General features: G+C 59.0%; 12 protein-coding genes. 5 read left to right on the top strand and 7 right to left on the bottom strand.

Features of this window, described 5'->3' with window-relative positions:
* Nucleotides 1-7: 7 nt before the first annotated feature.
* Nucleotides 8-1,441: a 30S ribosomal protein S12 methylthiotransferase RimO gene (gene rimO, locus IPK17_RS12845; protein ID WP_343418089.1), complete on the top strand. Its 1,434-nt coding sequence runs from the start codon at nt 8-10 to the stop codon at nt 1,439-1,441.
* 90 nt (nt 1,442-1,531) lie between these two features.
* On the opposite strand, the gene IPK17_RS12840 is transcribed toward rimO, so the two are convergent.
* Nucleotides 1,532-2,209, bottom strand: a complete 678-nt coding sequence (locus IPK17_RS12840) for a hypothetical protein (RefSeq protein ID WP_343418088.1) — start codon at nt 2,207-2,209, stop codon at nt 1,532-1,534.
* Between the two features lie 480 nt (nt 2,210-2,689).
* On the opposite strand from IPK17_RS12840, the gene IPK17_RS12835 reads away from it, so the two are divergent.
* The gene (locus IPK17_RS12835) at nt 2,690-2,938 is read left to right on the top strand and encodes a hypothetical protein (RefSeq protein WP_343418087.1); all 249 of its coding nucleotides are present in this window, start codon (nt 2,690-2,692) and stop codon (nt 2,936-2,938) included.
* Between the two features lie 590 nt (nt 2,939-3,528).
* Entirely contained in the window at nt 3,529-3,858 is a 330-nt protein-coding gene (locus IPK17_RS12830; protein ID WP_343418086.1) for a hypothetical protein, read from the top strand.
* Nucleotides 3,859-4,040: 182 nt separating this feature from the next.
* Here IPK17_RS12830 and IPK17_RS12825 read toward each other — a convergent pair whose 3' ends face one another.
* The 4 genes from IPK17_RS12825 to IPK17_RS12810 all read right to left on the bottom strand — a co-directional run bounded on the left by IPK17_RS12825 (nt 4,041) and on the right by IPK17_RS12810 (nt 9,514).
* On the bottom strand, nt 4,041-4,799 hold the full coding sequence (locus IPK17_RS12825) for a hypothetical protein (RefSeq protein WP_343418085.1): 759 nt from the start codon (nt 4,797-4,799) through the stop codon (nt 4,041-4,043).
* Between the two features lie 185 nt (nt 4,800-4,984).
* Nucleotides 4,985-6,892, bottom strand: a complete 1,908-nt coding sequence (locus IPK17_RS12820; RefSeq protein WP_343418084.1) for an ABC1 kinase family protein — start codon at nt 6,890-6,892, stop codon at nt 4,985-4,987.
* Nucleotides 6,846-8,018 (bottom strand): ArsA family ATPase, encoded by a 1,173-nt coding sequence (locus IPK17_RS12815; protein ID WP_343418083.1) that lies wholly within the window; start codon nt 8,016-8,018, stop codon nt 6,846-6,848. Before IPK17_RS12815 ends, IPK17_RS12820 begins: the two co-directional genes overlap by 47 nt.
* 104 nt (nt 8,019-8,122) lie before the next feature.
* Nucleotides 8,123-9,514, bottom strand: a complete 1,392-nt coding sequence (locus tag IPK17_RS12810; RefSeq protein WP_343418082.1) for a TIR domain-containing protein — start codon at nt 9,512-9,514, stop codon at nt 8,123-8,125.
* A 149-nt stretch (nt 9,515-9,663) separates the two neighbouring features.
* On the opposite strand from IPK17_RS12810, the gene IPK17_RS12805 reads away from it, so the two are divergent.
* Both IPK17_RS12805 and IPK17_RS12800 read left to right on the top strand, forming a co-directional pair.
* Entirely contained in the window at nt 9,664-10,149 is a 486-nt protein-coding gene (locus tag IPK17_RS12805; protein ID WP_343418081.1) for a GbsR/MarR family transcriptional regulator, read from the top strand.
* A gap of 10 nt (nt 10,150-10,159) precedes the next feature.
* Nucleotides 10,160-11,413, top strand: a complete 1,254-nt coding sequence (locus tag IPK17_RS12800; RefSeq protein WP_343418080.1) for a glycosyltransferase — start codon at nt 10,160-10,162, stop codon at nt 11,411-11,413.
* On the opposite strand, the gene IPK17_RS12795 is transcribed toward IPK17_RS12800, so the two are convergent.
* Nucleotides 11,410-11,910: an ester cyclase gene (locus tag IPK17_RS12795; protein ID WP_343418079.1), complete on the bottom strand. Its 501-nt coding sequence runs from the start codon at nt 11,908-11,910 to the stop codon at nt 11,410-11,412. The genes IPK17_RS12800 and IPK17_RS12795 overlap by 4 nt on opposite strands.
* A gap of 186 nt (nt 11,911-12,096) precedes the next feature.
* Nucleotides 12,097-13,056, bottom strand: coding sequence for a nuclear transport factor 2 family protein (locus IPK17_RS12790; RefSeq protein WP_343418078.1), 960 nt, complete (start codon nt 13,054-13,056; stop codon nt 12,097-12,099).
* Nucleotides 13,057-13,204: the final 148 nt, after the last annotated feature.

Here is a 13,204-nt window from a genome sequence, read left to right as displayed (position 1 = left end):
GCCAGCCGTGTCCGCACGCACCAAAGATAAGTATTATCTCGTCAGCCTCGGCTGTTCTAAGAACACGGTCGACTCAGAAAGCATGGCGCAGGTGCTCAACGCCAGCGGCATGCGCGGCGTCGGCGACCCGCGCAGCGCCGAAGTGTTGATCGTCAACACCTGCGGCTTTATCGACAGCGCCAAGCAGGAATCGATTGATACGCTGCGCGAACTGGTCGATACCCGTAAACGCAACCAGATGGTGATCGCGGCGGGCTGCCTGTCGCAGCGCTACGGCGCGGATCTCGTGCAGGAAGTGCCGGGACTCGACGGTGTGATCGGCACGCGCCGCTGGATGGATATTTTCGATCTGATCACGCGCCTGCGCGTGCGCAAGCACCCGGAGCCACTCTATCACCTGCCCACGGACGCGGCGGTGGTCGGGCTGGACGAACGCGGTGTGCTGCGCGCCAGCGTGCAGGGCGCAAGCGCCTACCTTAAAATCGCCGATGGCTGCCGCCGTCCGTGCGCGTTCTGCGCCATCCCCAAGATCAAAGGTACCGCGGTCAGCCGCCCGATTCAGTCGATTGTCAACGAGGCGGTGCAGTTGGAGCAGATGGGCGTCAAGGAAGTCATGCTCATCGCGCAGGATACGACCGACTACGGCTACGACCTCGGTTTGAAAGATGGCATGGCCGTGCTGCTCGACGAGATCGTCAAGGCCGCGCCCGGTCTGCGCTGGATTCGCGTGATGTATGCTTATCCCGGTTACGTCACGCCGCGCCTGATCGAGACGATGGCCAAGCACCCGCAGGTGCTGCACTACCTCGACATGCCGCTCCAGCACGGTCACCGCGACACGCTGCTGCGCATGAAGCGCCCCGCCAAAATCGAGTGGGTGTATGAGACGCTGGCGAACATGCGCAGCGTCATGCCCGACCTCACGGTGCGCACGACGTTCATCGTCGGCTACCCCGGCGAGACGGATGAGGAGTTCGACGGGCTGCTCAAGTTCGTGCGCGATCTCGAATTCGACCGCGTGGGCGCATTCAAGTACTCGTATGAGATCGGCACGCCGAGTGCGACGCTGCCCAATCAAGTGCCGGATGACGTGAAAGAGGCGCGCTACAACGCGCTCATGGAACTCCAGCAGGGCATCAGCCTGAAAAAGAACCAGAGCTTCATCGGCAAGACGCTCAACGTGCTGGTCGAAGGACATGGCGAAGGCGAAGACGAAGATGGCGAACCCACGGGCGATCTGCTCAGTTTGGGGCGCAGCTACCGCGACGCGCCGGAAATTGACGGTTATGTGATCATCGAAGGCGAACTCCCCACGGGCGAGATCGTCCCGGTACGCATCACGGGCGCGACCGCCTACGATCTGATCGGCACACCGGAAATCAACGCGCCGATCATCATTCAGCCCGGCAAGGTGTACGGCGCGGGCATGCTGCCGGATTAACGCGCGGCGCCCGGAATTCAGTCTAGAGTCAAACGGCACACCCTGTGGGTGTGCCGTTTGCTTTACCGACGAACGCCCTGTGCGGAGGCGCTACGGGGCGACCGCGTTCGACGGCACCCAGACGCGGTTCGCCTGACAAGCGATCCACAACTGCGTGAAATCGCCGCTGGTCTGCGTGACATACCACGTCCCCGCTGGAATGCTGAAATTGGTCGCCGTAGCGAGATCCGCCGCGTAAAACGCAGGGGCGCCCTGCGGCAGCTCATGAATCACCGCATTCGTCGGCAGCGGATCGGCACAAGCGTCCGACGCCGGTAGGATCGGCGTAATTGAGGTGACGGAACCGCCATTGCACTTATCAATGGTGACAATCGCGCCGGAGACGGCCGGCCCCTCGGAGCCGTTGGTCAGCAGCAGCTGCACCGTGATCGGCGTGTCGTTGGGCAACGGGAAAGTGGCGGTGACCGGACCACCGGAGCTGCTGTTATACAGTGTCCAGCTATAGGGGCCGTTATCCGTCGAGACCGGATTTCCCGCATTCTCGTCCATATAGCGGTTGCCCCCCGCATCCACGATCGTCCGCCAGAAGTAGGGAGAGGGATCGGTCACGCCCGCCAGCACCATACTGAAAGTAGTTGCACTACCAGCACAATCAATCGTGTCGACACTGACAAGGCTCCAGGTCGCTCCGGCGGCGAACACGGTCGACGCCCCAAGCGCGCCTAGCACCAGCAGGAGAATCAAAATGATGACTAACAGCTTGCGCATAGTTGTCCTCGTTTATACAAATGTTAGTTTGTGACGATGCACGGATCATAATATTACGATTTATTTCTTTACACAATAGCGGTAAATTCCTAATTCAACCCTTGGATAGGCTGGACATAAACATCCCTGGCAGCTCGGCGTAGTTCACAGCGCGGACCCGCCGCTGGACTAATCCTCACTTTTCCGATCCGGTAACTCTTCTTAATTCTTCTGCATCTCTTTATGCTTTTACAGGTGAGGCAATGAATTTTTTCCGAATAAAATCCAGAAACCGAGAATCCGCAGATATACTTATTTGTAGGGTACATTGTCGGAGATTGAGCCCCTACACCCCAGAAAATCCTCCGACAATGGATCGTGAAAGCATTGCCAAAGTTTAACAAATCGAGAACTCCTCAACTCATAATTTACAGTTCTCAATGCTACACTTAGGTAAGGCTTAGGATGTTTCAGAGTAAAGTAAGACAGAACTTTTTATTCATGTCATTTGTAATTAAGTGGAGAATGCTCGTGATCCCCGGTGAAGAAAGCCTACGTCACGACCCGCGCAGCAGCGTGGGCGAACCTGTTCAAGAGAGCGTCACACTTTGGGAGCGCACCCCCTCCCGCTTCGACACCAGCGCTTCCCGCGAACAACGCAGCGACTTCGCCGCCGCTGCCGCGCGTTTCATCGGCGAACGGGATATGTTCGCCCGCGCCAACACCGCCGACGTGGCCTTCGCGCTGTAAACTCGATCACGCGCACGCAGCACACCTCCACCTGAGTTAAACGGGGACAAGGGCAACCTTGTCCCTTTTGTTGCCTGCTGGCCCTGTCGACCTTGCATATTGGCGTAGGATGCTTCCGTGGGTGAGATGAGTCGAACTTCATAACACATCCTCCGCGAACAATTTCAGGACCTTATTTAAGAGCACACGCTCCGCCTTCACCGGATCCCGATGTAGTCGGCACTTCTCCACTTCGAGTTCCCGTTCTTCACTTGCTTTCATTCTTTCCGTTTCCGGATGCAGACGATACTGCTGTTTCAACGTGTTCAGCAAGCCGGGCGTGATCCCCAAGTCGTTCTCGATCTAACGGACACGCTTGCCACTGATTTCCAGCAGACGCCAGACCATGTGTCTTGGCTTTACTTTTATCCCAGACACATGACTAATTTGAAAAGTGCCCTCTCCTCAGCCGAATTCGGGGGAATCGGGGGCGAGCTTTGATCTTAGCCCCCTACCTTCTAGGGTGACATTCTTCCTCTCATCGACCAATTTGCAACCGATCCGCCTCCTCGACCGTATAATAGAGTAGTTGTAAACATGAGGAGTTCACCATGTCGGACTTTGAACAGACGACGGAAACCGTCGATAACAGCAGCAACCCGCTCGACGCCTTTGTGCGCCACCAGAAGAAGGCCTTCGAAGAAACCGGTAAGGCGCTCGATGCGCTCCTGCCGCCCGCGTTCAAGGAACACAGCACCGAAGCCCGCCGCGAATTCGTCAAGGGTGTAAAGGTGTTGGTGGATGCGGCCATCTCCGAGATGGAAAAGGCCAGCCGCGATTTCGAGAAGAACTTCAACCGTCAGCGCCCCGCGGACGAGGCCGGTGACGCGGATCGCCCCTCGACGACTGGCGCGACGAAAGTCAAAGTGCAGGTCGAGTAGACCAACAAAAAGCGCCCCCCGGTGCGGAGCGCCGCGCCAAGCTACAATCCCATGCCCACCCCCCCCCCCTCTGCCCAAACCTCCCATACCCAAGCAGTCCGCGTTGAAAGGCAAACTGACCGTGAGCAACCCAACAAAAAGAGCCTCCGCGTTGGAGGCTCTTTTCTCGTCAGGGTGAAGCGTTAGCCGACGATACGGGTGGGCAGCGGCGCGCCGTTCTGCGGGGGCAGGTAGCTGGGCTGCAGCATGTTCTTGGGCACCCACACGAACTGGCACGCCAGTACGATCTTATAGTACGACTCGCTGGCATCCTGACCGACGACAATGTAGGTGCCGGGGTTGAGGCTCGCGCCCGTGCTGTTGCCGGGGCTGTAGTAGATGGGCGTGCTGAACGGCGCATCGCCGACCACGCTGCCTTCGGGGATGCTGAGCGTGCACACATCGCCGACCACACCGCGGCTGCACACCGGGTATGAAGCTGAGCCCGCGGGCAGTCCGGTGGGTTGATAGTAACTCTCGGCGAGGCAGGCCGCTGTGCCGCTCAGCAGGTAGGTAGCGCACTCTACCGAGTTTCCACCGTATGTAATGCATGCATCAGTAGACGAAGTGTCGAATAGCGAGTAAGTAATCGGTCCGAGCGTCGGATCTCCGCTCGCTCCCGCGTATGACCACCAATCTGTCTCATCAAAGCCAACACCAGAAGCCGTAACAATGCAGAACGTGTCGATGTCGGTGATCGCGCCGGTCGCATCCGTCATCAACATGGTGACGTAATCACAGCCTTTGCGGTCCTCGACCAAACCCGTACCGGTGACGTCGAACCATGGTTCATCAGAACTGTCATAAAAACTAATGCTCGCGCTGGTGGCAGCGTAAATTGCCCCGGCGGCGGCGAAGATGATGAGAACGCAAATGAGCAGAAAGGGCTTGCGCGAAGTCATGAATAGTCCTTGGATGGCGTCTCGATGGAGGCGAAGAAATGCAGGTGTAATTATATAGGAATTGGAATATGTATGCCGTAAAATTAATGTGAATTTATTCGAAAGATTTATAAGGTGTGGGTCGTAAATAAGTAGAGCTGAGAGATCAACCTCTCAGCCCCGGTATTATAGAGTGCAATGGCGGTTTACTGTTCGCCCGTGAAGGTCATGATCACGAAGGTGATGCCGCTGACCACGTAGCCGACCACCGCCAGCGCGAGGTCGCCGTTCACGTAGAGGATGGTCGAACTGACCATGAAGCTGCCGAAGACCACGGCGCGGCTCGTGCGCTTGCCCTGACCTTCGATGCGCACGAGTTGGCGCTGCAAGCCCGACCCGGCTTCCACACGCAGCTTGATATCGCCGCGTTCCAGCCGATCCAGCACGCCGCTGTTCTGCGGGGCGAGTGCCCGTCCGATCAGCGTTTGGCCGATACCGAGCAGCGCCGAGCCGCCGTTGCCGCCGAACAGGCTTTGCAGAATAGGCGACCCGAACGCGGGCACATCGCTGGTGCTCCCGCGCGCCATGATCATCTTCTGCATGTAGGGCTGCATCTCGTTCCACGGGTTAAACGAGGGATCGAGCGAGGTGCACAACCCGCTCAGAATACTCACCGTGCGCCCCAGATAGATGAAGTCCTGCGGCACCTGAAAGGGCATCGAGAACAGCAAATCGCTGAACTCTTTGCCGAGATCCGCCATATCGTCAAAGCTGACATCGCGCATCTGCTCCATCGTCAACCCCCACACCTGATCGAACACGGCGCGGGTCGCCTCTTCAAGGCGGTCGACATCCGCGCCGGGGAGCAAAAAGCCGAGTTCGGAATAGCTCTGAATCAGCTTCTTTGAGTCGCGGGTGATGACGGCCGCCATCGTGCCGACCAACCCGTTGACGATCTGCTGGGTGAGCGTGCCCGTCATGCCGAAGTCGATGAAGATCAGGTAGAACGGCTTGCCACTGCCCGCGTCCTGACCGCGCGCCGCGTCCGAATCGGCGGGGAGCGGGTAGACAAACAGGTTGCCGGGGTGCGGGTCGGCGTGGAAGTGCCGCTCCTCGAAGATTTGCAGCAGATACGTCTGCATCAGGCGGTTAGCGACGGCCTTGCGGTTGATGCCCGCCGCTTCCAGCGCCGCGTAATCGTCCAGCTTGATCGTGGTCACGTCTTCGATGGTGATCACGCAGTCCGACGAGTGTTCCTGATACACGGCGGGGATGTATACGCCGAGGTTCTCTTTGAACATGCGCGCGAAATTCTTGGCGTTCTGCGCTTCGTGTTTGTAGCTGAGTTCTTCCAGCAGCACGCGCCCGAATTCCTGAATCAGCGCGACCGCGTCCATGCGCCGGCTAATGAACTTGAAGCGCATGGCGACGTGCGCCACAACGTTCATGGCCGCGAGGTCGGTGTGACAGATCTCCGCGATGCCGGGGCGCTGCACTTTGACGACCACGCGGTCACCGTTGTGCAGGCGTCCGCGGTGCACCTGCCCGAGCGACGCCGCGGCGACGGGCACATCGTCAAACTGGCTGAAGCGTGTCGGCAATGGGCCAAGTTCGGCCTCGATGATCTCGCGGATTTTGTAGCTCGGCACGTAGGGGACTTCATCGCGCAGCACGGCCAGCTCGTCGGTGACTTCCGGCGGCAGAATGTCGCTGCGCGTGGAGATGAACTGCCCGGCCTTGATCATCACGCCGCCCATGTCGATGGCGAAGCCCCGGAAGGAGCGCGCCCAGCCGCGCCAACGTTCGAGATTCGTCCGCTTGACGTAGTCCGGAGAATAGCGCTGCACCAGCATATACCAGAACAGCGTCTGCACGAACAGCCACGCGAAATAGATGACCGTGCGCCCGAAGCGGTACTGCATGCGCAGCGACCGCGGCCGCCGTGAGATCACTTCTTGCACGGTCGGCAGGGTAGGCACCGTCTTCGCGGGTGTGGGCGGTGACGGTGGGGTGGGCGGACGATGATTGCCGTTGGGCGTGCTTACAACTTCGAGTTCCGCCGGGATTTTACCGTTTGAACTGGAGGTTGAGGGTGGATTGCTCGAATTTTGCATCCGTTATTTCCAAGTCCCACAAAGCGTACGGGAGGACGATGTTGCGGCGATACGGACCCACGCGGAGCGTCAGTTCGTCCCGAGAACGGTAGATATCCATGTCGTTCTTATCGGCGAAGGGCAGGGGCACGGACAGGCGGTAGCTGTTATCGCCAAGCGGCACGATGGTGTGCGTTTTGCCGTCGAACAGCTTCTGCGCCGGGTTGACATCCTTATACAGCTCGTTGCCGAGCAGTCGCAGACGATCGAGCCCGCTGACCTCCTGCCCGAACATGGGCGATTTGAGGATCGGCAGCTGGCCGAACGCCTCGCCAATGAAGTTGATGTTTTCGCGCTGGTTGGCTTTCCACATGGCGAAATACGGGTCGTTAACCTCGTCCGGGATGATGCGGTTGCACACAATCGCATCGGTCGCATAGCCGTACAGGTTGAGATAGGTGTACGTGCGCTGCGTCTCTTTGATGACCATCTTTTCCGGGTTCACGACGAGGCGCACGCTGCTCTGCTCGGGATCGGAGAGGAGCTGGCGCACCTTGTCGAGCGTGTCGAACAGCACGTTGACTTCGTTCCACGCGCTGTCGTCGGGGATGTTTTCGGTATTGCGCCCGAGCACCTTGCCGATCGGCTTGAGGATTTTGGCCGCGCCGCGCGTGAGCGCCATGATCTTCTCAAACCACCAGCGCGACACATCCGGCAGGCTGAGCAGGCGCAGCGTTTCCGCGGTCGGCGCGGCATCCACGATCAGCACATCGTAGAAGCCCTGTTCCATATACTGGTTTATCCACAGCAGGTGCGCGCCTTCTTCAAGGCCGGGGAGGATGGTCACTTCTTCGGCGACAATCTCTTCGACGCCTTGTTTGCTGAGGAGCGAGGTCAGGTACTTCTGAATGCGCCCCCAGTATTTGTCCATCGAGTAGCGGGCATCGACTTCCTGCGCCCACAAGTTCGGGTGAATCTGAATCGGTTCGGGACCGATGCTCTTTTCCAGCGAGTCACCGAGGCTGTGCGCCGTGTCGGTGCTGATGACGATGGTTTTCAAGCCCATTTCGGCGCAGCGCAATGCCGTGGCCGCCGAAACGCTGGTCTTGCCCACACCGCCCTTGCCCGTGTGAACGATAACACGCATGATTTGTACCCCAATTCACAAGTCGACTCATTATACCATTCCGACTCACGTTTATCGTGATACTTTCATGTACGTGTAATGTAGGGGAGCAGTTGCATCAAGGCTTAGTTGCCAACGTAGATGGTTCGCCCATTGACGACTAGGTTGCCGAGGCTGTTCCCCCGTAGCTGCCAATTGCCTGATTCGATCAGGGTGACCCAAAAATCACCGCGCCGGGCTAAACCGGGGAGGCTCATCTGTTCAGCGAAGTTTTGCATGTGTTGTTGGTAGACATGGGCCAGTTCGGTGACCAGCGTTTCTTCGCTCACGCCATTTTCCCCCACACGGGATAGTGTCGGCACGCCGAGCGCAGTTTCTGCCAGTTGGAGAAACTGATGGTTGATGCCATTGCTGATACCAATATCATAAATGAGCGCCTGACCGAGCGGCGTTTGAATGCCCCGTGGGGCAATGCTTTGCTGGTAAATGCGGTTCCAGTAGTTTTCGGTGGTCCACGCATCCTGCGCATCTTGCATAGCGATTTCGTCGGCGGCCGCAACGAGCAGGGTTTGAAAGGCTTCATCAGTGCGGAGGGTTTCGTCTTGGGCGTTGACGCGATCGAGATAATCGCCGCGGAGTTTATTCGCCGTCACGGTGGTCGAATGTGCCAGATAATCGACCAGCACCGCAGCGAGTGAACCGGACGCGAGTGTATATTGCGAACGCCCATAGCTGATGATGCCAGAATCATAATTATTGTAGGAGTTGTAGCCGAAGCCTTCAAATGTCGATGTGATGTTCAAAGCCGCGATCAGGGTATGCCGGTCGGTCGGCGTGATCTCCGGCGTCGCCTCAGCCGTCACGCTAAGCGCGGCCTCTGTCACAGCCACAGATGGCGTGCTGCGTTCCGCGACCGCCGTTTGATCGGCGGCGGTTTGCGTGGCGATGCGCGGATCCGGCACCGACGCGACATAGATCTGCCGCAGCAGGACCGCCGCGATCACAATCACCACCGCCACGACGATTTGCAGCAGGCGCGACCGAAGATCGGTGCTGCCCATGTCTTCGGGCAGCGCGTCCCCTGGGGTTGGTGGTCGCGGAGTCGCCGCTTTCGAGAGCGACGGCGTCAACGCCACGCCCTTGAGCGCCAGCTCGGCGATCAACTGCTCGAAGGCGGCCTCATAGGTCTGCGCGGCGAAGTCGATGTACTGAATGCGATTGAGTTGAAAGTGGATGTCGGCGGGAGAGAGCAGCACCGGAATGATCGGCTTCTTTTTGTCGAGGAAGTACTGCCACTCATCTTCGACATTGGTCGACGCCATCGAATCGGGTGAGATGATGAGAATCATCGCGTTTGACGCGCGCAAGCCCTGTTGAATCGCCGTGCTCCACTTCACACCCGCGTGAATGTCAGCTTGGTCGAACCACACGTCCGCGCCGCGTGTTTCAAGCGAGGCGTTCAACTGGCGCGCGAACTGCACGTCTTTTCGGCTGTAGCTGATGAAGATATCCGTCACAGTTGGCCGCCGTCATTTTCACAAATGTCTGAGTTCGCCTATTATACGGGCAGATTGATCGGCGCGCTGCATCCATTTCACCTCAAGAAGTTATAAATTCGATTAGTTCGGCATTGACCGAACTAACCGAATCGGAGTATGCTGTCTTTATGAAACCAGTGACCGAACAGCAACAACAGTTTGTCGAAGAATGCGGCCTGTACTTTGAGGGCATTGGCCTGACGCGCATGGCCGGGCGCATTATCGGGTGGCTGCTCATCAGCGACCCGCCCCATCAGACGCAGGGCGATCTGGTCGAAGTTTTGCAGGCCAGCAAAAGCTCGATCAGCGTGGCGCTCAAGACGCTGACGACGCTCTATCTGGTCGAGCGCTTCGCGCTGCCCGGCGACCGGCAGGATTACTACCGGACGGCTAAAGACCTGTGGACGCGTTCGTTCCGCGCGCGCTTGCATCAACTCACCGAACTGCGGCAGTTGGGCGAACGGGGGCTGGAACTGCTCAAAGATGAACCGGAGGAACGGCGGCGGCGGTTGGCTTTCATGCGCGACATGAACGCCTTCCTCGAAGCCGAATTCCCGAAACTGCTGGATCAGTGGGAAGCCATCAAGCAGGCTAAGGGCTACGACGATTTATAAAGGCGGAAACATGAACGTCCTGATCATCACAATTGGTTCGCGCGGCGATATTCAGCCGTTTATCGCGCTGGCGAAGGGCTTGCAGGCCGCGGGGCACGCCGTCGCGCTGTGCACCGCCGAGGGCTTTCGCCCGTGGGTGGAGCAGCATGGCGTCACCTACGCGCACATGAACAACGAATTCCTCGAACTCATGGAGTCGAAGGAGGGCAAAGCGGCCACCGAGACGGGCGGTGGCCTGTCGATCATGAAGCGGGCGATGGGGATCATCGGGCGCAGCATTGAGGATCAATGGGTGTCCGCGCAAGCGCTTCAGCCGGACGTGATCATCTATCACCCCAAGGCGCTCGGTGGGCTGCACATCGCCGAGAAGCTTGGCGTTCCCGCCTTTCTGACGATTCCGCTGCCCTTGTACACGCCGACGAGCGCATTCCCCGCGCCCATCTTCGGTACGATGAAGCTGGGCGCGGCCTTTAATCGCTTCACGTATACGCTGATGGGGCTTGTCTCCGCGCCCTACGCTGGGGTGATCAACAACTTTCGTGTGAACACGCTCGGTCTGCCGAAGCGGGGTCGCTTCGCCAATGACACGATCAAGACGAACGGCCAGCCCATGCCGATGCTCTATCCCTTCAGCCGGGAGGTCGTGCCCGTCCCAGCGGACTATCCGCCGCACGCCCATGTGACCGGGTACTGGTTTCTCGATCAGTCGGAGACGTGGCAGCCGCCTAACGCACTCTCGCGCTTTCTGACCGAAGGGACGCCACCCGTGTACGTTGGCTTTGGCAGCATGAGCGGGACGAACGCTGCGGCGCGCGCGCAGATCGTGCTCGATGCGCTGGCGCAGTCCGGGCAGCGTGGGGTGCTGGCCAGCGGGTGGGGCGGTCTGCAAGCTGATCAGCTGCGTGATGATGTCTATGTGTTGGATGCGGTGCCGCATGACTGGCTGTTCCCGCAGGTGAGCGCGGTCGTGCATCACGGGGGCGCAGGGACGACGGCGGCGGGGCTGCGCGCGGGCAAACCGTCGGTGATCGTCCCCTTCATTGCCGATCAGCCGTTCTGGGGGCGGCGGGTGCGCGATCTCGGCGTCGGTCCCGCGCCGATCCCGCAGAAGCAGCTCACGGTGGCGGCGTTGGCGGACGCGATTTCGACAACCGTTAACGATGCGACCATGCGCAACCGGGCCGCGCAGTTCGGGGAAGCGATCCGCGCGGAGGACGGCGTCGCCCGCGCGGTCGAAATTATTGAGCGCGCTGTCCGCGCTTAAGCCGGGTGATGCTGCACGCGTTCAAACAGCGTGCCGATGAAGATTTCCAGCGTGTTCCGGTGGTGTTCAGTGTGCTGCAGTTGGCGCATCATGTCGCCACCGTCGAACACGCTGTAGGCGCTCTCGATTTTGCCGTCCGCCACGCGGGCGATCAGGATGCCGCCGACATCGATCGCGTTGCCCGTCGGTTGGAGTTCCCGGAATGCGCCCGTCTGCGTTCCGGCGAAGCGATACTGCACGACGACCTTGTCCTCTTCGGCGATGAGGTTTTCGACTGTGAAATGAATATCGGGGAAGGCGGTGCGGAAGAGCGTCACCCGCCGTTTGAGGCCATCGCGCCCGAGCGTTTGCCCGTGCGCCTGGGCGGAGCCGTCGGTCTGCACGGGTGCGTCCAGGACGTAGCTGTCGGCGTAAATCTCATCGATGACGTCGAGCTGACCTTGGTTGAGAACTTCTTCGAAATGCCGGACGAGGAGGTGCTTGTTGGTGTCGTACACTGTTTGTCCTTGGGATGTCTCTGCGATCTGTCCAGTGTAAAGCATTCGGCGGGGAATTGTGTCCAAACTTCAGCGGCTTTTCCCTGTCTGAAATGACGACGAGTGCATAGGAGGCGCGGTTGAGGTTGTGGGGCGCGGACGTCTGCGCCCCACAACTGCCGCAGGGTATCCCGCCGCTGCAAGCTGCTACATTTCCGGTGGCAGCATTGACCACATCGCTGCATTGTCGTACAGCCACCATTCCTCCACGATCTTGCCATCGACAAAGCGGTGCAGGCTCATCCACAGCAAGTTGACCGGGCCGTCAGCGCCGTCTGCGCTCGCTGAAGCATAAGCCAAGCACAGATCGCCATCACACACAAACTGCGATTCAATCGGCGTAAAACCGGGGATCGTTTGCAGCCGCTCCTCGTGGGCGATCAGCGCATCGAGTCCGACCAGATCACCCAGATAGTCATGGACGACGACATTCGGATCATAGTATCTCGGGAACACATTCTGGATGTTGCTGCTAGCCGTGGCGTTGAAGACCGTGCGGATCATGAACAGGTGCTGGTCCGGCGTGGTCGATGTGCTGCCGAGTTCGACAGCCCACGGCTGTGCGTCGAAGGTGTAGGTGGGTTCAGCCCAGCCCATATCTTGCAGAAAAGCCTGCTGATTCCACGCGTCGAACTCGCGTACGACCTTGCCATCGTCCAGCTCTAGCAACGCGACCAATGGGCCGTGCCAGTAATCGCCAGTGGGCTGAACGTCGAAATAGGGCGCCTGGAAATGCCCTTCCTGATACGTTACGTAAGCGGCGTAATTGCCTTGTGCCAATATCAGGTAATGGGTGAACTGCATATCCGGGAAGGCTGTCTGGAACGCGGCCTCGCCCGCAATTGCGTCGTCGATGCTGACTGGAGCACCGGCTGGTTGGAAGGGATTATAGACGGTGTACGAGTCAGGTGAAATCAGCGCGGCGCTGATCTCCGGATGACGACCGTTGCGAACAAGTTCAACCCAAGCATAGGCGTTCGCGCGGGCGGGATTGGTGGGGCTGCCGTCTTGTGAGGACACTGGAACGGCGGTGATGAGGAGCAGCAGCAGGAGGAACCAGAGGACACGGGTGCGGAACATGGTCTTGGCCTTTCGTGTAAGCACCATGCCTACCTGCTCTTGATGCATCCTTAGTATAGACAAATAGCGGCTGAAAATGAGGTCGTTCCGTTCACATAAAAAGTAATATATGCCACTATACAGCCCCGATTTTTCGGAGTACGATCAACTAGTTAGGTAGACCCGCGGCGCGCAG

The sequence above is a fragment of the Candidatus Flexifilum breve genome, assembly GCF_016713355.1.
The sequence above is the reverse complement of the archived record's forward strand: the minus strand, read 5'-3'. Positions and strand labels throughout refer to the sequence as shown.

What these genes read in the sequence shown, in the direction of transcription:
- IPK17_RS12805 (WP_343418081.1), top strand. Translation starts at nt 9,664, where the DNA reads ATGAAACCAGTGACCGAACAGCAACAACAGTTTGTCGAAGAATGCGGC.
- IPK17_RS12790 (WP_343418078.1), bottom strand. Translation starts at nt 13,056, where the DNA reads ATGGTGCTTACACGAAAGGCCAAGACCATGTTCCGCACCCGTGTCCTC.
- IPK17_RS12815 (WP_343418083.1), bottom strand. Translation starts at nt 8,018, where the DNA reads ATGCGTGTTATCGTTCACACGGGCAAGGGCGGTGTGGGCAAGACCAGC.
- IPK17_RS12835 (WP_343418087.1), top strand. Translation starts at nt 2,690, where the DNA reads ATGTCATTTGTAATTAAGTGGAGAATGCTCGTGATCCCCGGTGAAGAA.
- IPK17_RS12840 (WP_343418088.1), bottom strand. Translation starts at nt 2,209, where the DNA reads ATGCGCAAGCTGTTAGTCATCATTTTGATTCTCCTGCTGGTGCTAGGC.
- IPK17_RS12800 (WP_343418080.1), top strand. Translation starts at nt 10,160, where the DNA reads ATGAACGTCCTGATCATCACAATTGGTTCGCGCGGCGATATTCAGCCG.
- IPK17_RS12820 (WP_343418084.1), bottom strand. Translation starts at nt 6,892, where the DNA reads ATGCAAAATTCGAGCAATCCACCCTCAACCTCCAGTTCAAACGGTAAA.
- IPK17_RS12830 (WP_343418086.1), top strand. Translation starts at nt 3,529, where the DNA reads ATGTCGGACTTTGAACAGACGACGGAAACCGTCGATAACAGCAGCAAC.
- IPK17_RS12825 (WP_343418085.1), bottom strand. Translation starts at nt 4,799, where the DNA reads ATGACTTCGCGCAAGCCCTTTCTGCTCATTTGCGTTCTCATCATCTTC.